The 21,060-nt window shown below is 70.0% G+C and carries 23 protein-coding genes; 14 read left to right on the plus strand and 9 right to left on the minus strand.

Annotated elements, in window-relative coordinates; translation table 11 throughout:
* The first annotated feature begins 12 nt into the window (after positions 1-12).
* Positions 13-621 carry a TetR/AcrR family transcriptional regulator gene (locus tag KV557_RS22520; RefSeq protein ID WP_256177793.1) on the plus strand — a complete coding sequence of 203 codons (609 nt, stop codon included), beginning with the start codon at positions 13-15 and terminating at the stop codon, positions 619-621.
* A gap of 364 nt (positions 622-985) precedes the next feature.
* On the plus strand, positions 986-2,830 hold the full coding sequence (locus KV557_RS22525; RefSeq protein ID WP_218203031.1) for an alkyl/aryl-sulfatase: 1,845 nt from the start codon (positions 986-988) through the stop codon (positions 2,828-2,830).
* A 48-nt stretch (positions 2,831-2,878) separates the two neighbouring features.
* On the opposite strand, the gene KV557_RS22530 is transcribed toward KV557_RS22525, so the two are convergent.
* Positions 2,879-3,760, minus strand: a complete 882-nt coding sequence (locus KV557_RS22530) for a LysR family transcriptional regulator (RefSeq protein WP_218203033.1) — start codon at positions 3,758-3,760, stop codon at positions 2,879-2,881.
* Positions 3,761-3,828: 68 nt separating this feature from the next.
* Between KV557_RS22530 and KV557_RS22535 the strand changes: the two genes are divergently transcribed.
* A complete protein-coding gene (locus tag KV557_RS22535; RefSeq protein WP_218203034.1) occupies positions 3,829-4,749 on the plus strand; it encodes an EamA family transporter in 921 nt (306 codons plus the stop codon).
* A 61-nt stretch (positions 4,750-4,810) separates the two neighbouring features.
* Here the strand turns inward: KV557_RS22535 and KV557_RS22540 are convergent, their stop codons facing one another.
* Entirely contained in the window at positions 4,811-5,794 is a 984-nt protein-coding gene (locus KV557_RS22540; protein ID WP_218203035.1) for a Vgb family protein, read from the minus strand.
* Positions 5,795-6,120: 326 nt separating this feature from the next.
* On the opposite strand from KV557_RS22540, the gene KV557_RS22545 reads away from it, so the two are divergent.
* Positions 6,121-7,587 carry a flavin monoamine oxidase family protein gene (locus tag KV557_RS22545; protein ID WP_308130012.1) on the plus strand — a complete coding sequence of 489 codons (1,467 nt, stop codon included), beginning with the start codon at positions 6,121-6,123 and terminating at the stop codon, positions 7,585-7,587.
* A 19-nt stretch (positions 7,588-7,606) separates the two neighbouring features.
* Positions 7,607-8,956 carry a glutamate-cysteine ligase family protein gene (locus tag KV557_RS22550; RefSeq protein ID WP_218203037.1) on the plus strand — a complete coding sequence of 450 codons (1,350 nt, stop codon included), beginning with the start codon at positions 7,607-7,609 and terminating at the stop codon, positions 8,954-8,956.
* Here the strand turns inward: KV557_RS22550 and KV557_RS22555 are convergent.
* The 3 genes from KV557_RS22555 to KV557_RS22565 are packed head-to-tail and all read right to left on the minus strand — an operon-like array spanning position 8,944 to position 9,793.
* A complete protein-coding gene (locus tag KV557_RS22555; protein ID WP_218203039.1) occupies positions 8,944-9,132 on the minus strand; it encodes a hypothetical protein in 189 nt (62 codons plus the stop codon). The genes KV557_RS22550 and KV557_RS22555 overlap by 13 nt on opposite strands.
* Positions 9,129-9,404, minus strand: a complete 276-nt coding sequence (locus tag KV557_RS22560) for a hypothetical protein (RefSeq protein WP_218203042.1) — start codon at positions 9,402-9,404, stop codon at positions 9,129-9,131. The genes KV557_RS22555 and KV557_RS22560 overlap by 4 nt, the downstream gene beginning before the upstream one ends.
* The gene (locus tag KV557_RS22565; RefSeq protein ID WP_218203044.1) at positions 9,401-9,793 is read right to left on the minus strand and encodes an ATP-binding protein; all 393 of its coding nucleotides are present in this window, start codon (positions 9,791-9,793) and stop codon (positions 9,401-9,403) included. Before KV557_RS22565 ends, KV557_RS22560 begins: the two co-directional genes overlap by 4 nt.
* A gap of 248 nt (positions 9,794-10,041) precedes the next feature.
* Between KV557_RS22565 and KV557_RS22570 the strand changes: the two genes are divergently transcribed.
* The 6 genes from KV557_RS22570 (at position 10,042) to KV557_RS42855 (ending at position 14,498) form a co-directional block, all read left to right on the plus strand.
* Positions 10,042-10,899: a helix-turn-helix domain-containing protein gene (locus tag KV557_RS22570; protein ID WP_218203045.1), complete on the plus strand. Its 858-nt coding sequence runs from the start codon at positions 10,042-10,044 to the stop codon at positions 10,897-10,899.
* 2 nt (positions 10,900-10,901) lie between these two features.
* Entirely contained in the window at positions 10,902-11,105 is a 204-nt protein-coding gene (locus tag KV557_RS22575; protein ID WP_218203047.1) for a DUF397 domain-containing protein, read from the plus strand.
* A 666-nt stretch (positions 11,106-11,771) separates the two neighbouring features.
* Complete coding sequence (locus KV557_RS42845) at positions 11,772-12,251, plus strand: hypothetical protein (RefSeq protein ID WP_256177794.1); 480 nt, start codon at positions 11,772-11,774, stop codon at positions 12,249-12,251.
* Positions 12,245-12,643, plus strand: coding sequence for a tyrosine-type recombinase/integrase (locus KV557_RS42850; RefSeq protein WP_308130013.1), 399 nt, complete (start codon positions 12,245-12,247; stop codon positions 12,641-12,643). The genes KV557_RS42845 and KV557_RS42850 overlap by 7 nt, the downstream gene beginning before the upstream one ends.
* On the plus strand, positions 12,640-12,975 hold the full coding sequence (locus KV557_RS22585) for a helix-turn-helix domain-containing protein (protein ID WP_218203049.1): 336 nt from the start codon (positions 12,640-12,642) through the stop codon (positions 12,973-12,975). The genes KV557_RS42850 and KV557_RS22585 overlap by 4 nt, the downstream gene beginning before the upstream one ends.
* Entirely contained in the window at positions 12,972-14,498 is a 1,527-nt protein-coding gene (locus KV557_RS42855; protein ID WP_256177795.1) for a hypothetical protein, read from the plus strand. The genes KV557_RS22585 and KV557_RS42855 overlap by 4 nt, the downstream gene beginning before the upstream one ends.
* 115 nt (positions 14,499-14,613) lie before the next feature.
* Here KV557_RS42855 and KV557_RS22595 read toward each other — a convergent pair whose 3' ends face one another.
* Positions 14,614-15,303, minus strand: a complete 690-nt coding sequence (locus tag KV557_RS22595; RefSeq protein ID WP_218203051.1) for an adenylate kinase family protein — start codon at positions 15,301-15,303, stop codon at positions 14,614-14,616.
* A 138-nt stretch (positions 15,304-15,441) separates the two neighbouring features.
* On the opposite strand from KV557_RS22595, the gene KV557_RS22600 reads away from it, so the two are divergent.
* Positions 15,442-15,966: an AAA family ATPase gene (locus KV557_RS22600; protein WP_218203053.1), complete on the plus strand. Its 525-nt coding sequence runs from the start codon at positions 15,442-15,444 to the stop codon at positions 15,964-15,966.
* Between the two features lie 904 nt (positions 15,967-16,870).
* Positions 16,871-17,668, plus strand: a complete 798-nt coding sequence (locus KV557_RS22605; protein WP_218203055.1) for a maleylpyruvate isomerase family mycothiol-dependent enzyme — start codon at positions 16,871-16,873, stop codon at positions 17,666-17,668.
* A 465-nt stretch (positions 17,669-18,133) separates the two neighbouring features.
* Here the strand turns inward: KV557_RS22605 and KV557_RS22610 are convergent, their stop codons facing one another.
* Together KV557_RS22610 and KV557_RS22615 are read right to left on the minus strand one after the other, a co-directional pair.
* Complete coding sequence (locus KV557_RS22610) at positions 18,134-18,868, minus strand: hypothetical protein (RefSeq protein WP_308130014.1); 735 nt, start codon at positions 18,866-18,868, stop codon at positions 18,134-18,136.
* A gap of 132 nt (positions 18,869-19,000) precedes the next feature.
* The gene (locus KV557_RS22615) at positions 19,001-19,822 is read right to left on the minus strand and encodes a hypothetical protein (RefSeq protein WP_308130015.1); all 822 of its coding nucleotides are present in this window, start codon (positions 19,820-19,822) and stop codon (positions 19,001-19,003) included.
* Here KV557_RS22615 and KV557_RS22620 point away from each other — a divergent pair.
* Entirely contained in the window at positions 19,821-20,303 is a 483-nt protein-coding gene (locus KV557_RS22620; RefSeq protein WP_218203058.1) for a hypothetical protein, read from the plus strand. The two genes, KV557_RS22615 and KV557_RS22620, sit on opposite strands and share 2 nt — an antisense overlap.
* A 264-nt stretch (positions 20,304-20,567) precedes the next feature.
* Here the strand turns inward: KV557_RS22620 and KV557_RS22625 are convergent, their stop codons facing one another.
* On the minus strand, positions 20,568-21,011 hold the full coding sequence (locus KV557_RS22625) for a hypothetical protein (RefSeq protein ID WP_218203060.1): 444 nt from the start codon (positions 21,009-21,011) through the stop codon (positions 20,568-20,570).
* Positions 21,012-21,060: the final 49 nt, after the last annotated feature.

Below are 21,060 nucleotides of genomic sequence, written 5' to 3' on the forward strand. Positions count from 1 at the left end.
ACGATGGGAGGCATGAGCGAGGCCAGAGCCCGAGCCGGCGAACGCGGCGGACGCAGGCGCAGAGACCCCGAAGCGACGTACGCGGCGCTGGTCGACGCGCTCCTGGAACTGGTCGCGGAGAGCGGCCGGGAGCCGTCGGGCAAGGCGATCGCGGAGCGGGCCGGGGTGTCCGAGCGCACGGTGTTCGTGCACTTCGCCGACCGCGAGGCCCTGTACGTGGCGGCCGCCGTCCGTCAGGCGCAGCGCTGGCAGGGGCTGGCGGAGCCCGTACCCGCCGACTGGCCGACCGAGCGGCGGGTCGCGGCGCTGCTGGCGCAACGCGAGCGGATGTACGCGGTGATGACGCCGATCCGGGTGATCGGGCTCGGCCTGGAGAGCCAGTCGCCGGGCCTGCGGACGGTCATGCGCGAGGGCGACGCGTGGCTGCGGGCCGACGTCGCGCGCGTGCTGGCCCCGGAGTTGGACCGCACCGCGGACGCCGACGCGCCGGGCGGCCTGCTGGACGCGCTGGACGCGGCCGTGTCGTGGGCGGCCTGGAACCATCTGACGGAGCGGCGCGGCCTGTCGCCCGCCCACGCCCGGACGGCGCTCGGCCGCATGCTCTCCGCGCTACTGGCGTGACCGCCCTACTGGCGCAACCCTGCTACCGGCGCGACCGGCCGGCCGCTGAGCGGCGGGCTGCCCACGCGCCGAGCCACCCCACCGGGAGCCAGAGCAGCGGGCCGGCGACCATCCGGGTCGCGCCGAGCCAGAAGAGGTTTCCGGCCGCGTAGAGCGGGATCTCCAGCGGGTGGGTCCGGTGTCACGGCGGCCTCCGTGCCATGTCGTCGGGCAATCGGACCAGGGCGGTCGGAGCAGGGCGGTCGGAGCAGGGCGGTCGGAGCAGGGCGGTCCAGGCACATCTTGCGCACTATTACAGTCGCTCTGCAATAGTGGTTGCGGGGAAATCTCCCCAACCCTGCAGCGATGAAGCGATGGAGCGGCCATGACAACGACGAACGCGGCGCAGGCACCTGACGACCTCGCGGACGCCGACCGCGGCTTCATCGCCCGCCTCGACCCGTGCGTCGTCCGGGACCCCGACGGCCGGGCGGTGTGGGACAACGACGCCTACGCGTTCCTCGCCGAGGAGTGCCCGCCCACCGCGAACCCGTCGCTGTGGCGGCAGAGCCGCCTCACCGCCCGCCAGGGCCTGTACGAGGTGGTGCCCGGCGTCTACCAGGTCCGCGGCCTGGACCTCTCCAACATCACCTTCGTCGAGGGCGAGCGCGGCGTGCTCGTCATCGACCCGCTGATCAGCGCCGAGGTCGCGGCGGCCGCGCTCGCCCTCTACCGTGCGCACCGGGGCCCCCGCCCGGTCACCGCCGTGCTGTACACGCACTGCCACGTCGACCACTTCGGCGGCGTGCACGGCGTGGTCGACCGGCACGCGGTGGCGTCCGGCGAGGTGCCCGTCCTCGCCCCCGCCGGGTTCCTGGAGCACGCCGCCGGCGAGAACGTGATGACCGGCCCGGCCATGGCCCGCCGCGCCGCGTACATGTACGGCGCCGCCCTGCCCAAGGGCCCGGCCGGGCAGATCGGCTGCGGCCTGGGCCAGACCACCTCGCTCGGGTCGGTCGGCCTGATCGCCCCGACCTTGGACATCACCGCGACCGGCCAGGAGGAGGTGGTGGACGGCGTCCGGATGGTCTTCCAGCTCTCCCCCGGCAGCGAGGCCCCGGCCGAGATGAACATCCACTTCCCGGAGCTGCGCCTGCTCTGCGCCGCCGAGAACGCCTGCCACACCCTGCACAACGTGCTCACCCTGCGCGGCGCCCCGGTCCGCGACCCGAGCGCCTGGGCCCGGTACCTCACCGAGACCGTCCGGCTCTTCGCGGACACCACGGACACCGTCTTCGCCTCCCACCACTGGCCGACCTGGGGAGCCGACCGGGTCGTGCGCTTCCTGGAGGAGCAGCGCGACGCGTACGCCTACCTGCACGACCAGTCGGTCCGGATGATCAACGCCGGGATGACCGGCGCCGAGATCGCCGAGGAACTGCGCTTCCCGCCGGCCCTGGAAGAGGCCTGGCACGTCCGCGGGTACTACGGCACGCTCAGCCACAACGCCAAGGCCGTCTACCAGCGGTACATAGGCTGGTTCGACGCCAACCCCGCCCACCTGTGGCAGCACCCGCCGGTCGAACAGGCCCGCAGGTACGTCGAGTTCATGGGCGGCGCGGACGCCGTCGTCGCCAAGGCCCGGGCTTCGTTCGACGCCGGCGACCTGCGCTGGGTCGCCGAGGTGCTCGGCCACGTCCTGTTCGCCGAACCCGGCCACGCCAGGGCCCGCGACCTCCAGGCCGACACCTTCGAACGCCTGGGCTTCGCCGCCGAATCCGGCCCGTGGCGCAACTTCTACCTGACCGGCGCCGCCGAACTGCGCACCGGCGTCCTCGGGACGCCCACTCGCTCGGCGCCGGACATCGTGGCCGCGCTCGCCACCGAGCAGGTCTTCCAGTCCATGGCCGTCCGGATCAACGGCCCCCGCGCCGCCGAGCGCCGCCTGCTGACGCGCTGGGAGTTCACCGACACGGGTGAGGTCTGGACGCTCCTCCTCTCCAACGGCGCCCTCACCCCCATGCCCGGCGACGCCCCCCGCGACGAAGCTCCGCACGCGACCCTCCGTCTCCCCCGCACGTCCCTCAACGCCGTCATCGCCGGCACGAGCACCTTCGCCGACGAACTCGCCGACGGCCGCGTGGAGTTGGCGGGCGACGCGCTCGCCCTGCTCCACCTGAGCACGTGCTTCGACCAGCCCGACCCGGACTTCGCCATCGTCACGCCGTAACCCCGGCCCACCCACCCAACGCACAACGAAACGGCCCGCCATCGGAGATCATCCGATAGCGGGCCCATGTGCCGCTGCCGCCAGCAGGTCCCGCGTCAGGCGGACGAGGGCCGGGATCGCCGGGTGCGTCGGGGTGCCGCGGTGCCAGGCGAGGAACAGGGGCACCGGTGGGGCGTCGGCGAGCGGGCGGTAGACGATCGCGGGGTGCGTGTGCAGGCGGGGTGTGGCCGATGTCGAGATGCCCACGGCCCGGCCCACGGCGATGGAGGTCAGCCATTCGTCCGTGTTGGTGACCTCGATCGTCGTCGCGGGGCGCGCGGTGGTGGACCAGAGGTCCAGGGTGGTGGTGCCTGCCACTGTGTTCAGGGCGATCGGCCAGGTCGCGAGGTCCGCCAGCGTGAGGACGCTGCGGTCGGCGAGGTCGCTGTCCGCAGGGACGACCGCCACCCGCTCCTCGTCCAGTAGCAGCTCCGTGACGAGGCCGGGAGCGGTCACCTCCCCGCGCATCAGCGCGACGTCGACCTTGCCCTGGGTGAGGCCGGCCGTGCGGTCGTCGATGCGGCGCAGCTCCAGCGGCACGTTGGGGTGCTCGTCGGCCCAGCGGCGCAGCAGGGGGATGGTGTGGTCCCCGAGCGCGGCCCAGGGGTGGCCGAGGCGCAGCGGCAGGGCGGTCAGTGTGCGGGGGTCGAGGACCGTGTCCACGGCGGCCAGCGCGGCGGTGGCCTTGTCGCGGAAGGCCCGGCCCGCCGCGGTGAGTTCCAGGTGGTGCGTGGAGCGATCGATCAGGCGTACGCCGAGATGACCTTCGAGCTGACGCAGCGTGCGGGAGAGGGCGGGCTGGCCGGTGTGCAGCCGGGTCGCGGCGCGCGTGATCGTTCCCTCTTCGGCGATGGCGAGGAAGGCCCGCAGGTGCCGCAGTTCGATGGTCATGCCTGGTGAGCATAACGGCTGCGCGATCGGCATTTCACGCGGCACGGGCGCCTTCCTAGCGTGGGGGCATGACGAACACGAGGACACAGGTGGCGCCCGCGGGAGCACCGAACACATTGGTGGTCGGCCGTAGCCGGGCGACCACCGCGCGCCCCGGCGCCGGCATCGGGCTGGTGCTGGCCGGCACCCTCTCGGTGCAGTTCGGCTCCGCCGTCGCCGCCCTGCTCCTCCCGCGCGCCGGGGCCTGCGGCACGGTGACGCTGCGGGTGACGATCGCGGCAGTGCTGCTGCTCGCCGTCTGCCGCCCCCGGCTGCGCGGGCACAGCCGTACGGACTGGGCCGTCGCCGTCGCCTTCGGGCTCGCCCTCGGCGGCATGAACATCTTCTTCTACCAGGCGATCGACCGGATCCCACTCGGCCCGGCGGTGACGTTGGAAGTCCTCGGGCCACTCCTGCTGTCGGTCGTCGCCGCGCGCCGGGCGGTGAGCCTGCTGTGGGCCGGGCTGGCGCTCGCGGGCGTCTTCCTGCTCGGGCAGGACGGCTTCGGCGGGATCGACCCGGCGGGCGTCCGGTTCGCGCTCGGCGCGGGTGCCATGTGGGCGGCATACATCGTCCTCAACTCCCGGGCGGGGGCCCGCTTTCCGCGACTGGACGGACTGGCCGTGGCGATGGCCGTGGCCGCGCTGGTGAGCCTGCCGCTGGGCATCGCCTCCGCGGGCACCACCCTGCTCGACCCGGGGATGCTGGGGCTCGGCCTGGCCGTCGCGCTGCTGTCCTCGGGGCTGCCGTACACGCTGGAGCTGCTGGCCCTGCGCCGCCTACCCGCGGCGACCTTCGCGGTGCTCACGAGCCTGGCGCCGGCGGTCGCGGCGCTGGCCGGGTTCCTGGTCCTGGGGCAGACACTGTCGGCGCCGCAGTGCCTGGCGATCGCCGTGGTGGTGGGGGCCAGTGCGGGGGCGGTGCGGACGGGTGGAGCGGGGCGCGGATGACGGACCCGTAGGTAGGACGAAGCCCCGCTCCCTCCAGGGCGGGGCTCTCATCCACAGCGGGTCACTGGGAGATCGAGGCGATCTTGTTGGCGTTGAACTGGGTGAACCACGGGGTGCCGTCCGGGCCCAGCACGATGCGGACCGGGGCGCTGTTCTGGGTCGGGACCGGGGTCTCGGTGATCGCGGGGGTTCCGAAGGTGATGTTCCCGATCTTGTTGCCCTGGACCTCGCAGAACCAGAGGGCGCTGCCGTTGAGGCCGAGCGCGATGCCGTCCGGGACGCTGTTCGGCGTGGGGATGGCGAGTTCGACGATGGTGCCCGTCGGCGTGATCCGGCCGATCTTGTTGCCGGTGTGCTCGGTGAACCACAGGTTGCCGTCGCTGCCGGCCACGATCCCCTGCGGGTGGCTGTCGGGGGTCGGGACGGGGAACGTGGTGACGGTGCCGCCCGGGGTGATCCGGCCGATGCTGTTGCCGTTGTACAGGGTGAACCAGAGGTTGCCGTCCGGGCCTGTGGTGATCAGCTCCGGGTTGCCGGTGGCCGGGCCGACACCGGGGACGGGGAACTCGGCGATCGTGCCGTCCGGGGTGATGCGGCCGATGCTGTTGCCGCCGAACTCGGTGAACCAGAAGTTGCCGTCCGGGCCGGCGGTGATGCCGATGGGGTCGGCGTAGATGTTGTTGATGGGGAACTCGGTCATGGCGCCGTCGGTCGTCATCCTGCCGATCTTGTTCACCCTGGCCTCGGTGAACCAGACCGCGCTGTTGTCGGGGGCGGCGGCGATGCCGGCCGGCCGGCTGTTCGGCGTGGGGGTCGCGAACTCCTGGACGCTGCCGGTCGCGTAGATCTTCCCGATCTTGGCGACAGCCGACTCGGTGAAGTACGCGTAGCTGAAGATGTGCGTGATGTCCTCGGGCTGGGTGTTCGCCGTGGGAATCGGATACTCGTGGATCTGGGGACTCTGCGCGGGTAAGAACCCGGCTGCCGCGGCGCAGCACGACAGCACCGCGACCAGGTGCAGAGCGAGTCGACGGTGGATGGACATTCGGCCCCTCCTCACGAGCGGCACAGACTGTCTCCTCCAGGTTGGACCCCGCCCTGTGCGGCAGCCACTGCGGGATCACCACGAGGCATGCCATGACCATACGTATGCAGACGATGCCGGTCGGGACTACCTCTCCGACGCTTCCACCCCGGTGGGCCCCGACGGCGCCGGGCCGTCCGGACGGGCGCAGCGGAGTGGCACACGAACGACGTCTGGCCGAGGCTGGCACCCGGGGCGGCCAGTCAGATCGGTGGGTGTCGATGTTCGATACGAGCTTTGCGTTTCCGCGTGCCCTGCTGAAGCCGACGGCAGGTCCCGGCGGGCGGGTGGCCGTGATCGGAGCGGGCGTCGCCGGGCTGGTCTGCGCCTACGAGCTGCAGCGCCGCGGCTTCGACGTTGTTGTGTACGAGCGGGCGAACCGGCCGGGCGGCCGGGTGCGGACCCACCGGTTCTGGGACGGCACGCACGTGGACCTGGGCGCCATGCGGATCCCGGGCAACCACCACTGCGTGCTGCACTACGTGTCCGGCTTCCGGCTGGCGACCCGCCCGTTCGTCAACTCCAACCCGCGCGCCTACTACCACCTGCGCGGGCGGCGGGTCAGGGTCCAGGACGTCGCGGCGCTCTACCCCGCGTTCACACTCCGCCGGGCCGAGCGGCAAGCGCCGACGCCACTGCTCGACCGCCTGCTCGGCTCGGTGTGGCGCACGCTCACCGCCGAGCAGCAGCGCCGCACCCTGGAGGGGCACTGGGACGACCCGGCGCTGGAGCGGCCGGCCTCGGTGTCGCTGTGGCAGTTCGTCCACGAGCACCTGTCGCAGGACGCGTGGGACCTGGTCGGCCACGCCAGCGGCCTCGCCCACTACGAGCAGTCGTCCCTGCTGGAGGTGCTGGTCGACTACTTCGGCCTGTTCCACAGCGGGCAGGTGGAGCTCGTCGACGGGCTGGACGCGCTGATCCACGCCTTCGTCCGCTCCCTGCGCCCCGAAACCCTGCAACTCTCCACGCAGGTGGAGGAGTTGGCCATCGGCGAGGACGGCGTCCAGATCCGCGGCCGGCGGATCGGTGCCCGGCTGCGCGACGACGCCGACTTCGTCGTGTGCTGCGTCCCGGCGCCCGCGCTCGACCAGATCACCGTCTCCCCCGGTCTCCCCCACCCGCAGCGCCACGCCATTCGCGGCATCAGCTACGCGAGCAGCATCAAGACCGTCCTGCACCTGACGCGCCGCCGGTGGGAGCTGGACGACGGGATCCACGGCGGCGGGAGCTTCACCGACCTGCCCATCCAGCAGTGCTGGTACCCGTCGGACAATGCCGTTCTGGTCGAGGACGGGGCCAACGGCAGCGCCACCGCGCGCTGGGCCGCCCGCGACCTGCGGCACTCGGCCGAGCCGGCGGCCCTGCTCGGCGCGTACTTGTGGGGGGCGAACGCCCGGCGCTTCGCCGCGCTGCCGATGGCCGACCGAGACGCCCTGGTGCTGAACTGCCTGGAGAAGCTCCATCCCGGCATCACGGCGGACGTCGACGACATCGTGCACTGCAACTGGGACGTGCAGACCGGCATGGGCGGCGGCGCCTTCGCCCACCTCACGCCGGGCGAGCACACCCGCTACCTGGGCGTGCTCGGTTCCCCGCACCCGGCGGGCCGGCCGCGGATCTTCTTCGCCGGCGAACACCTGTCCGGCGCGCACGCCTGGTGCCAGGGCGCCGCGCAGTCCGCCCTGGGCGCGGTGAGCGCGCTGCTCGACCGCGCCGGGGACAGCCGGGTCGCGGCCCGGGTGGGGGCGGCGTGAACGGGCCGGGTAGGGCGGCGTGAACGGGCCGCCGCTTGGGCGGGACGAGCTCCGGTCGGTCTTCCTGCCGGGGCGGGCGGGCCGGGAACTGGTCGGCATCGAGGTCGAGTGCGGGCTCGTCGACCCGGCGACCGGGCTGGCCGCGCGCTACTTCGGCCCGCGCGGTGTCCTGGCCGTCCTGGAGGCGGTGCTGGACCGGTGGGGCGGCGAGCGGCAGGAGGACGCCGGGCGGCTGACGGGCGTCACGCTGCCGGACGGCAGCCAGATCACGCTGGAGCACGGCGGCCAGATCGAGTACTCGTCGACGCCGGCGCCGGGGGTGGGCAAGGCCGTGGACGACACGCGGGCGGCGCTGGAGCGGCTCGCGGAACTCGTCGGGCGGTTCGGGCTGGCGCTGCTGCCGGGGGGCAATCTGCCGTTCGACCGACTGGAGGACGTGTCGTGGGTCCCGATGACGCGGGGGGCCATCATGCGGGACTACTTCGCGCGGCTGGGGGCCGGGGGGCGTCGGGCGTTGCACGTCATGGCGCACTCGCTGTCGACGCAGGTCACGTTGGACTATGTGTCGGCGGCGGACTTCACCGAGAAGCTGCGGATGCAGATGGCGGCGGCGCCGGTGGTCTCTGCTCTTCTCGTCAACTCCCCGCTTGAGAGCGGGCGTTCGGACGGCCTGCTGTCCCACCGGTCCTGGGCCTGGCTGGAGATGGATCCGCGCCGCAACGGGGTCCTGCCACCGGCGTTGCGGCCCGACGTGTCCATCGACGACGTGGTCGACTGGGCGCTCGGGCTGCCGTTGATCTACTACCAGACGGCGGACGGCCGCTACCGTCCGGGGCCGGACCGTCCGTTCGGCGACCTCATGGCCGAAGGCTTCGAGGACGGATCGGCGCCGACGCTCGCCCACTGGGCCGGCCACCTCTCCCAGATCTGGACGAACACCCGGGTGCGTAGCACTTTGGAGTTGCGTGCGGCGGACGGGCCTCCGTACTCGTGTATCCCGGCGGTCCCGGCCCTGTGGGCGGGCCTGAGCTATCACCCGGAATCCCGCATCGCCGCCTGGGAGTTGCTCGGCGGGTATTCCTTGCATGACCATCGCTCCACGCTCGCCTCCCTCCCACGCCTCGGCCTCGACACGCGCCTGGGCAACGACCCCGTCCGCCCCCTGGCCACCGAACTCCTCCGCCTCGCCCGCGCGGGCCTCGCCGCCCGCATCGCTTCGGGTGTCGAGCCTCCGCACGTTTTGGGCTACCTCGACCCGCTGGACGAAATCGTGGCCACGGGACGGACCTTCGCCGAGCAGGCTCTTAGCCGCTGGCAGGGCGACCTTCGCGGCGACCCTGCCAGCTACGTCGCTGCCTACCGGGTCTGACGCGCGGCTGGCTCGTCGGCGATCGCGGCAAGGACGCGCCGACGGACGCGGGCGGACGCCTCGGGCAGCCACCGGGCCAACTCGGTTTCGAGGCGGTGGCGTTCGGCGCGGAGCAGGCGGGCGACGGGGGTGCGGGAGAAGTGGCGGAACCACCAGTCGCGGGTGCGGCCGATCACGCGGGGGCCTCCTCGGAGTCGGCCCAGCGGATGCGCAGTTCGTGCTCGCCGACGGGGAGGGTGAGGACGGGGTTGGTGGCGAGGTGCGCGGTGATGTTGCGCTCGGCGCAGGGGCTCTGGAGGTAGAGGTCCAGGAAGTTGTGCTGGGGTCTGGGGAGGGGGAGGAAGCGGATCGCGGCCCAGATCGCGTCGAGGGCGGCGGGGGTGAGGTCGAAGACGGTCGGGGGCTTGAGGCCGGTGATCTCGATGGCCACGGGGCGGTTGTCCTTCACGCGACGACCTCGCACCAGGTGATCTTGCCGATGGGGCGGCGCGGGCAGCAGCCCCAGCTCTGGGCGACGGCGTTGACGAGCTGGAGGCCGCGCCCGGCCTCGTCGTTGAGGCCGGGCGGGGAAAGGACGGGCTCGCGGTCGCCCCGGGCGTCGTGGACCTCGATGCGGAGGCGGGCGGGGGTGACGTCGAACGCGAGGTAGATGAGGTAGCCGGCGGGGGTGCCGTGCACCACGGCGTTGGTCACCAGCTCGGTGACGGCGAGCAGCCCGGAGTCGAGGAAGCGGTCACCGTCGGGGGCGCCGGCGAGGAGGCCGGAGAGCCGCCGGCGGGCCTCCGCCGGCGCACGGCGGCTGCGCGGCAGCCAGATGGAGGAGGAATTGAGGGACATCGCGAAGTCACCTTCTGGGAGAGGAGGTTGAAGGAAGGTGGCGGCCGGGCGGAGGCATAGGGATGCCCGGCGACAAGCCCACCTTGATCACTCAGGCGAACCATCGGACTACTCCCTGTAGAGTGCTCCGCGATGGCCCCATCACGCAAGCGCACTCCCACGCAATTGCGCGGCAGCGCAAGACTCTTGTGATCACAGAGGGAGGTGGCAGACTGTGACCCGACGTCAACCAAGAGGGAGCGACGAGCGTGGACAGTCCAACCGTGCTGCGCCGTAGGCTCGGCTCCGAGCTGCGACGATTGCGCGAAGGGACCGGGCTGCAGGCCAAGGCCGCTGCCGACACTCTCGGGTTCAGCGCGACCAAGGTGTCGCGCATCGAGTCCGGCCAGACGACGCTGAAGGAATCAGACGTTCGCGCGATGCTCGAACTCTACGGCGTCAGCGACGAGGCCGAGTTGCGGCAGTTCATCACCCTCACCCGCCGCAGCACCCAGCGCGGCTGGTGGCACGATTACGGGGACACCCTGCCGGAGTGGTTCCAGACCTACGTGGGCCTGGAGGCCGACGCCGCTCGCATCCGCAGCTACGAAACAGAACTGATCCCAGGGCTCTTTCAAACGCGCGACTACGCCCGAGCCATCTTTCGAGCCTCACTGGCCGGGCGAGGCGGCGACATTGAAGGCACTATCGATCGACGAGCACAGCTGCGATTGCAGCGGCAGGAAGTCCTGCACCGCCCGGACCCGCCGGAAGTCCGGGCGGTTCTCAACGAAGCAGCACTGAGCCGACCCGTCGGTGGCAACGCGGTGATGCGCGAGCAGGTTCTTCATGTTCTGAGCCTTACCGAGAGGCCGAACGTCTCTGTCCAGGTACTCCCACTCTCTGCCGACGCTCACGCTGCGATGAGCATGCCCTTTCACATCCTTTCGTTCTCGGACGTGCCGGGTCACATCGTCTATGTCGAAGCGCTGACCAGCAGCCTCTACATAGAGAAGGAAGCGGATATCGCTCGCCACGAGTTCATCTTCGACCAGTTGGCGGAAGCGGCAATGAGCCCGGAGCAATCCGCTGCATGGATGCATCAGCTAGCGAGGGAAAGGTACTGAAAATGGCAGCTGGCCTGACATGGCGCAAGAGCAGCTATAGCGGCGGCGAAGGCGGCAACTGTGTGGAGGTCGCCGACGCAGCGATCGACATCATCGCGGTCAGGGACAGCAAAGACCCTCATGGTCCGCTGCTGAACTTCACCGCTGCGGCCTGGCAGGCATTCATCGTCGGCATCGACACCGGCACCTTCCCCACAACCCCCTGAACCAGCTCCTGTGGGCGGCCCCGCGTCCCACGCGGGGCCGCCCGTTCCCCTCCGAACCCACCTCCGTATCGGCGAGGACCTGATCACCGAGATCCGAGGCGATCTGCCGGTCAGGGAGACCTGGGCCGCGGCGCTCGTGGCGACTCCAGAGGAGTAGCGCCGGTTTTCGTTCCGATGCCCCAAGCGGCGCCAATTGCATCCGATGCGAACTCGCGGCGGTTCGCGAATCGTCGTGGGCAACGGCGCCAACCAGCACGCTGACCGCTGAGGTTGGCCCGGCCTGCTGGTGGCGACGGTAGCGACGGACGTGATGATGACGCCAGCTGGTGTCACTCGTCCGGCTGACTGACCTGCGGTTTGTCCGTCGACTCGCATCAGATGCGGTTTTCTCGCACACGACGCGAGTGACGGAGGGTGGTGGACCGGTGGGGTTCAACGGGTCGATCCCAGGCGCGGCACGACTGCACCTGGTGGACGAAGTCGCGCTGCTGCGGCCGGAGGAACAGGTCTTCACCGCGATGCTGACCGGGTTCGCCAACCAGCAGCTCGCGCGGAATCTGGCCCGGACAACGGTGGAGGGCCGGGAGAACACGGTCAAGGCGTTCGCCGCGTACGTGAACTCCTACCCGTGGCACTGGACGCCGGCGATGGTCGACGAGTGGCTCGGTGACCTGCTCGCTGCGGGATCTGCGCCGTTCCACGATCCGGTCCTACTCGGAGGCGGTCCGAGCGTTCTGCCACTTCGTCACCGACCCGCTCTACGACTGGGCGGCCACGTGCGAGGAGCGGTTCGGCACCCACCCGGTCCAGGTCGTGCATGAGTGGAACACCGCGGTGCACGTCCAGGACAACGAGGCCGACGCCAAGAAGCGCGCGTTCACCAAGGCCGAGCTGCACGCGTCCTTCGAACACTGCGACGACGAGGTCGCCCGGATCCGGGCCTTCGGCCGCAAGGGCTGGCTGCCGGCGTTCCGTGACGCCACCCTGTTCAAGACCGCCTACGCCTACGGGCTCCGGCGCAACGAGACTCGGATGCTCGACGCCGCCGACTTCGGCCGCAACCCGCACGGCGCCGAGTTCGCCGCTGCCAGGTCCGGTTCGGCAAGGCCAAGAAGGGCTCACCGCCCAAGCGCCGCGGCGTGCTGACCGTGTTCGGCTGGACCCCTGACGTCTTGGACGAGTGGTTCACCGAGGTCCGCCCGTTGCTCGGCACCGACGGCAACCCGGCAGCCTGGCCGTCCGAACGCGGGCTGCGGATCGGCTGCCAGCGCATCAACTCCCGCTTCATCACCTACCGGAAGGCCCTGGGGCTGGACGACGGGCTGGACTTCCACTCCTTCCGAAGGTCCTACGTCACCCACCTCATCGAGGACGGCTGGGATCCGCGCTTCGTCCAGGAACAGGTCGGTCACGAGCACGCCAGCACCACGTCCATCTACACCTGCGTCTCCTCGGACTTCCGCACCCGCACCCTGCGCCGACACCTGGACGCCACCGTCGCCGCCGCCCTCCAGGCCCAGAGCGGGGAGCGGGCATGAAGCGCAAGGTCGGCTACACCTGGCGGCTGCGTGAGGTGATGGCCCAGCACCGCATCTTCACCGCTACCGAACTGGTCCCGCTGCTGCGCGAACGCGGCATCGACCTGTCCGCCTCCCAGGTCCACCGCATGGTCTCCGGAACCCCGGAGCGGCTGTCGCTGCAAGTCCTGTCCGCACTCTGCGACATCCTCTCCTGCACCCCGGCCGACCTGGTGGCCACCACCGCCGAGAACGCCGGTGTCCGCAAGACCGCCACCGGCGACCTGCCCGCCCCGCCCGCGAACGTCACGAAGCTCCGGCCCCGCGCGGCCCGCATCCTGCCCGACGCATGAGCCGCCCCTACGCCACCGACGAGCAGTACGAACGCTGGTACATGGCCGCGTGCTGCCGCTGCGGCCAGCGCAGACACAAGGCCGGCACCTGGCCGGACGGATACGTTTGCCGCACCTGTTCGGACCGCGCAGTGCGAACACGAGGCACCTGTCCCGGATGCGGCCAGGACCGTGCCCTCCCCGGGCGCCACCCCATCGACGGCTCCGCGATCTGCACCGCCTGCGCCGGCTTCTCCCAGACCTTCGACTGCTCGCGCTGCGGCTTCGAGGGCAAACTACTGGGCGGCCGGCTCTGCGAACGCTGCACACTCACCGACCGGCTGACCATCCTCCTGGACGACGGCACGGGCCGCGTCCGCCCCGCGCTGACACCCTTGTTCAACCTGCTGGTGGGGATGGACGAGCCCAGAAGCGGCTTGGCCTGGCTGGCGATGCGCCGCGGCCAGCCGGGAAACGCCTCCCAGATGTTGCGGCGGCTCGGTCTCGGACAGCTACCTCTGACCCACGACGCCTTCCACGAACTACAGCCCTGGCGGGCAGCGGCTCATCTGGAAGAACTCCTGATGGCCGGCGGAGTCCTGCCCGCCGTCGACAAGTACATCTGCTCCTTCCAGCGATGGCTGCCCGGCCACCTGGCCGACATCGCCGATCCCGAACACGTCAAGACGATCAAGTTCTTCGCGACCTGGCACGTCCTTCCCCACCTACGGGAACGGGCCGATCGGAGCCACATCACACCGAGCGTCCGCCGTTTCGCAGCCGAGCAGATCAAGTACGCGACCATCTTCCTGCGATGGCTCAGCGCCCGGGATAGATCCCTCTCATCCTGCGGCCAGCTCGACATCGACGCCTGGTTCGCGGAGAACACCGAACACGGCCGCACCTGCCTGAGGGCCTTCCTCAACTGGGCCAGTCAGAGCCGCCGTTGTCCACACTCTCTGTCCATCCCCGCTATGAAGATCTCCCGACGGCCCACGCTGAGCGAGGACAAGCGGCTGGCGGCTCTCGGCCGACTGCTGACCGACACAGCCACACCGATGCGCCTCCGCGTCGCCGGCGTCATCGTCCTCCTCTATGCGCAACCCCTGGCCCGGATCGTCCAACTGACGGTCGACGACGTGCTCCACGACGGGAAGACCACGCTTCTGCGGCTCGGGGAGCCCGCCTCGCCCGTCCCCGCGCCAGTGGCAGCCCTGCTGCTGGCATACATCGCGGACCGCGGCAACATGAACACCGCCACCAACCAGGCATCGCGCTGGCTCTTCCCCGGCCGCCGGGCCGGCCGACCGGCCCGTCCCGACCCCATGTCCGCACTCCTGGGCGAGATCGGTGTCCCGGTCGCAGCCGCCCGCGGCGCCGCCATCCGGCAACAACTCCTCGAACTTCCCGCCCCCGTCGTCGCGGACGCCCTCGGCTACCACGACAAGACCACCAGCCGACTCCTCAGAGAGTGCGGCGGGACATGGAGCCGATACGCCGCAGGCGACCACCTCCGGTCACCATCCGGCTGGGCTCCCCTGTAGGTTCCGCGTTTCGGTGTCCAACGACATTGCCACGACCTGCAGGGCTTCGGCGTTCCGCGCTCGTGTCATCCGAACGCGTTCCTGAGAACTGTGTCCAATCCTCGTTGGTCGGGCCCTATGACGTCGCTGGCCCTGAGCGGGGTCGGGGGCTATGCACCCGAAGCGTATTGAGCGCGCGCCTGGCAATCTCGTCGGACGTGCCGGCAGCGTCGACCGTGACGAGGAGATCCTGCCTGGCGTAGTGCTGGGTGATTGGCTCCAGCCACGCGTCGTGGGACCTGAATTTACCGCGGATGCTGTTCTCGTTGTCGTCCCCGCGTTGATAGAGCTCACCGCCGCAGACGTTGCAGACGCCATCGACGAGGAGCTGATCCACCTCTGGCTCGAAGCGGTGGGTCCGGTCGTCGCGGCAGACGCGACGGGCCGCCAGGCGGCGGACGTGGCGCTCCACCTCCCCCTCGGGAAGGCGCAGGTGCAGCACACTGTCGAGGGGTTTGCCGAGCTCGCGGAGCAACTGGTCCAGAGCGAGCGCCTGGGCGGCACTGTTCGGATATCCAACGATGAGGAAGTCCGGCTGGGCCGCCCCGTGCAGGCGGTCGCGGACGACCGCGGTGATGATTTCGTCAGGGAGCAGTCTGCCGGAGTTCATGATCTCGGCGGCTCGGATCCCCAGCTCAGTGCCCCAGGAGAGGTGGGTACGCATGAGATCGCCGAAGGAGATCCGAGGCACTGCCAGGGCCTCAGCCAGCAAAGCGGCCGGGGCTTCACGCCTGAACACTGGCGGTTGGAAGAGGACGACGCGCATCAGCCCATCATTCCTTACGTGTCACTTCTCTGTGTAGCGTCTCGAAAGCGATTCCGACTCTTCGCGATGTTCTGCTGTGCCAGTTCTGTGACGTGATTGGCGCCAGACCGCGGCCTGAACACCGCTAGCGTCGGGCCCATGATCGTATGGCTCAACGGCACCCACGGCGCAGGCAAGACGACGACCAGCGCCCTCGTGCAGCAGCTGATCCCGGACTCACGGGTGTTCGACGCCGAGAAGGTCGGCGAGACGCTCATGGACATCACGCCGGGGCTGCCCGGGACGGACAACTTCCAGCACTGGCCGCCGTGGCGGCCACTCGTGGTCGAGACCGCCCGCCGCGTGCTCGACTACACCGGCGGGACTCTGGTGATGCCGATGACTGTCCTGGTCGAGCAGTACTGGCGCGAGATCAGCACGGGCCTCGCCCAACACGCCATTCCGGTACGGCACTTCGTCCTCCACGCCGACCAGGAGACCCTCCGCGGGCGCATCGCAAGGGACACTGTCGTTGGTCCCAACTCCTGGTTCCGCCTCAAGTACCTTGAGCCCTACGCCGAGGCGGCCCGCACGTGGCTGCACGGCGAGGCCGAAGTCGTCGACACCACACACCTCACGCCCGCCCAGGCCGCCCTGCAGATCGTGGAGGCCGTCAACGGCTGAGGCTTGATCACGGCCCTCTTGAGCGTCGGCGTAACCCGAGAGAGTGAACGCGCTGACCAGCACTTCCACGTGGCCTGTCCAATTGGGCATCCGCTAGACATAGCGGTCCGGAATTGGACACCGAAACGCGGAACCTACATCCCCATCGACTCACCGACGGTTGAAGCTCAGATCACGGTTGTTATCTAGTGCTGTCAACTAAGCCTGCAGATCAGCGGCCTGAGACTATGTAAACCACGTAAGGCAAGTTGGCGGAGCATGATCCGGAACTGACGGATCGCGCAGCCGCTCGATCATCGGTCTTCGGCCGATCCGGCAGTGCCGCGCCCGCTTCGCTACGTCTTGCCGGACGGCGGCGAGAGTGCCCTTCCGCCGGGTGTGTTGGGCTTCCAGCCGCGCGGAAGCCCCGGCAGGGGCTCCTCCGGCTATCAACGGTTCGCATGGCTGAAATGGCTGTCTTCCCAGTTCGTGACGTTTGTTCCATTGCAACAGCGATGCCTTGCGGTGGAAGCTCGGGTCGCCGGGTGGCTGGTGTCCCCGGCCCCCGCCAGCGCCCAGGCGGCGCTGGACCCGCCGGACCCGGCCCGGCCGGTTCTCCTGGCGCGACATGAACTCCCGACCCGACCGGTCCTCCCCCGCCGTCGTGACCTCCGCGTCCATCACATCGAGCGGCAGCATGACCGCGCGCACCGGGTGGACGTCACGTCGCCGAGGTGCCCGGCCGCGTGGCGAGGCCAGAGCACCCACAGGCACGACGCCTGGCGTACCGCCACCACCAGCGTCCTCGCAGCAGTGCGCAGCTTGTCACCCGAGCGGTGGGAGGCGAGGACGTCCGCAATGGCCAACCGGCGGCGACTGTGAAAATCGCTGTCCGATCACCGGAGCACGGTGATAGACATCCGGCGTGGAAAAGAATCTTGAGTTCCCTGACCTGCTGCGACTGATCGATGAACGGTCGACCGCCTTCCGCGCCGCGGTCGCCGCCGCGCCCAGTCTCGACGCACAGGTGTCGACCTGCCCCGAGTGGACGCTGTTCGATCTGGTGAAGCACCTGGGTGGGGGAGACCGTTTCTGGGCCGCCATCGTCGGCGCGGGGCCTGCCGACGCTCCCCCGGCCGAGGCCACCGCTGCGCGCGCCGCTCTGGAAGTGCCGCGGGAGCGTGAGGCCCTGCTGGCCTGGCTGGCCGCGTCGACGCAGCTTCTGCTGAGCGCCCTGCGGGAGGCGGGCCCGGACGCCGGCTGCTGGGCGTGGTGGAGTGCCCTGCAGACGCCGCGGACCTCCGGCGGAGTCGCCCGGCACCGGGCCCAGGAGACCGCGGTGCACACCTACGACGCCCAGCTCGCCGCGGGCGCCCCGCAGCCGCTGCCGACCGAGGTCGCCCTCGACGGTGTCGAGGAGTTCCTGTTCACCTGCGTCGCGACGCCCAGCGCCTGGCCGCACAAGCCCACGGCCTTCGACTTCCACACCGCCGAGGGCCGCTCCTGGCGCCTCACGGTCGACGGCGACGGCGCACGCTCCACCCGCATCCCCGCGCCCACTGCCGCGACCGGCGAGGACTCGGACGCAGCCGGCGCCTCCATCCATGGCACGGCCAGTGAGTTGGTCCTCTACTTGTACGACCGTATCCCGGCCGACTCCTTGCACGTTGACGGAGACGCAGGGCTGCTCGACCTGCTCCGCGCCTGGGAGCCGGAGGAGTAGGACGTAGCGGGGGCGGTTGGCCGCGCCTCGAGCCGGTAGGACACGACTCTTCGCCAGGTTCGTCAGTCGCGGCACCGGGCTCAAACCCGCGAGGCGGCCTCGGGGCGTCACCAAGCCGACCGTCTACCTGGTCAGAGCTCGAACTCACGACCTCCGCACGATCAGAGACGAGTACATCGATAGCCGGGCAACCGCCGACCGGCTCGCTCTCCGTATCCAGCGAGCCGGCGGTTCTGCGTCGCGCCCCTGGCCGCGCTCCTGGTCCCACGAACCCGCCAGATGATCATTTGTCAGGTAGGCCATAGGTAGCTGCTCTCCTCCCCAACCCGCTCAGCGGCGACCTCCGCTCTCGCCATCGGTGTACCCACCGCCTGTTCCAGCGTGGGGAATCCAAGTGAGCATGTCTGGCCACACCTGAGCGGCGGGTGGGGAAATTCGAAGTGCCTCATCAGCATCGATCCCGCGTCACTGATCGGTCGTCGGCTGGTGCGGCTTGTGGCGTCCTGGCACGTGTATGAAGGACGAGAGCGGTCGGACCGGCTGCGGGTAGCTGATCTCGGCGATGTCCTCGGCCAGGTCTACGAGGGTGACCTCCGAGTTCAGCGATGACACGAGCTTCTGGCTCAGCGGTCGCAAGGCATACACATCGCGCACCGCTTCCAGGTTCACGGAAACCTCGTAGTAGTCCTCGGCGAAGCGCTGGAACGCTTCCGGCGAACGGTCGACCAGGAGCTCGAACAGGCCCGTTGCCCCGTCAGGGTCGGAACACCCGGCGGGGAAGTCGATCACGCCGTGCCGCCACCGATCATCCGTCGCCTCCCGCCACAGGCAGGCGGTCACGACTGGAACGTCGTCCTCGTCGGTGAACGCCGGCTCCTCGACGAAGGGCTTGAAGACCTCCGGAACCTCGTCGATCACTCCCGGCCATGGCTCGCCATCGTTGCCATACGGGCTCATCGGTGCTTCGTGGTCGAAGCCACGGACATAGGCCCCGGCCTCCGAGAACACGATGGAGTACTCGTCCCCCGACCCGTTGCGCATCGACGCCATCTCCTCGCCGTCGGCCCAGCCGGCATTGAAGGAGTAGTACCGGCCTTCCCAGTCCGGGCTCAAAATCGCATCGAGCATCGCCAGTGAGCGGCACAGGTTCCGCAGGTCAGCGATGGAAGGGAGCTGGCGAGCTACGTCATAGACAGTCACGTGCTCATCCAACCGGATGCCCCCGACACCCAGAATCTCCCCCCAAGGCTGTCACGCTCAGTAGCAGGGCCGGAGTGAGGTGGGTCAACTCGCGACGGTTGAATACGCGAGCCCACCAGTATCGGCCGCCGGCTACACGGGGAGGTTCCAGCCGGGGCCGTCCTCGTTGCCGATCCACACGCGCTGGCCGTCGCCGTCGATCGTGATGCCGAAGCCCTCCTGGTGGGGTGCTCCCTGGCTCTGCCACTCCTTGATGGCGTCCTCGACCTGGTCCCAAAGGCGCAGGGGGCCGCGCTGGGTGACGGTCCAGCCGCCATCAGGGTTCGGCCTTGTGCGGGCGTGGGAGCCGGTGGCGACGTCCATGAGGATCTGGTGGCCGCCGCTGCCGAGGACCTCGGCGGAGGGGGCGGCGAGCTGGGCGACCCACTTGCCGGTCCAGTCGGAGAGAAGCGCCGGGTTGATCTCGGCAGGACGCTCGTCCCCGGCGAGCAGGGTGAGGTTCCCGCGCGGGGGCCGGTCGTGCTGGCGGGCGATCATGAAGCTGATATGCCCCGGAAGGAAGCGGCCGGTGGCGCACCCCGGCTCTGTGACGGTCAGCAGGGCCTGGCCGAAGGCGAAGCTCCAGCCGGAGAAGGTGACGAGGATCTTCCCTTCCGGCGTGACCTGGTAGAGCCACGGCAGGGGGAGATGGCGGATCGAGCAGGTCGCGATCAGCCGGTCGTACGGGCCGCCGTCCTCGTGCCCGGCCAGGCCGTTGCCGACTACCAGGGCGGGGGAGAACCCGGCGGTCTTCAACGACGCTGCGGCACGCTCGGCGACTCCCGGGTCCACCTCGATGCTGACAAGGTTGCGCTCCCCGAGGCGGAGGGCGCCGAGCGCGGAGGAGTAGCCGGTGCACATCGGCGGGAAAGTCAGCGTGCCCCGCGCCATCCCCAGCGACAAGATCACGGGCATGCTGGACAAGGTCCCCTCCGCCTTCGGAAAGCTGTGCGTCGCCCTGGTCGCCATCCACGCCGCGCGACCGCTGGCCCTACGCTCCCTGCTCATCAGCGACCTCGACCGGGCGCACGGCCAACTGAAGGTCGGCACCCGCCTGATCTACCTCGATGAGCTCACCCTGCTGCTGATCGCCGACTGGCTTCGTGACCGCCACCAGCGGTGGCCGCTCAGCGCCAACCCTCATCTGCTGGTCACCCGCCGCACCGCCATGCACGCCGGTCGCCCGCCAATCAACAAGTTCGCAGTGCAGTACTACTTCAGGTTCACCGGGCTGACCGCCCAGAAGATCTGGAGCGACCGGATCCTCGACGAAGCCCACGAGGCCAAAGACCCACTCCACCTCATGCACGTCTTCGGCCTTTCGGCCACCACCGCGGTGAAGTACGTGCAGGCCGCCCACCCGGAGCGGTTCATCATCGACCCCACCCAGGCATAGACCCCACCAACCGGCACGCCCGACCGCCGTGGTCTCCAGTGCAACTACTGACGAAGGCAGCCGGGCGGGACCGGCGCTCCAAGTGAACTCGCCTTTCTACTCGGAGAGTTGCGCGATGGCTGCCCCATGACCAGGGGTTACTCCAAGATTCCTGCTACACCACTCCACAGGACGCCATAGCGCCTTGCCCCCGCTCACGGCAACGACGCCCGCCTCGCCGAGTGAATCACCGCCGCCCGCCACCGCACCCCACGCCAGCGATCCTTACGGCTGCGTCCTCGGTACGGTGGGGACCGATCCGGAGACGAACAGCGGCTCCGACGAGACAATGTTCGGGTGGCCGGACTTAGTGATCATTACCACGGCCTGATAGTCGACGTTGTGCGGGTTGGTCACCTGTGCCCAGGTGACTCCAGAGCACAGCACATCGACTGTCGCCTTGCCGTCCTGGGCAGGCTTCGAGGCGCGGCCGACGACGGTCCCGTTCGTTGTCGTAAGGTACGCGCTGACGGGATCTCCGCTCTGCGCGCGGTAGTCGACCTGGACAGAGTCCTTGCCCACGGGCACGCGGTAGACGGCCAGCGTGTTCGGGTCGGCCTGCCCCGCGATCTGTTGTCCGCAGGTGTCCGCCGCGGCCGGCGTCTCTTGGCCGCACGCGGCGAGCAACGGCACGAGCGAGATGGCGAGCAGAGCGGCCTTGCGCTTCAAGGGGTGCCTCCTCACGGTGGGCCCCTCTGGTGTCCCAGAGGGGCCCCGT

The organism is Kitasatospora aureofaciens (assembly GCF_019192735.1).
GTDB lineage: Bacteria > Actinomycetota > Actinomycetes > Streptomycetales > Streptomycetaceae > Kitasatospora > Kitasatospora aureofaciens_A.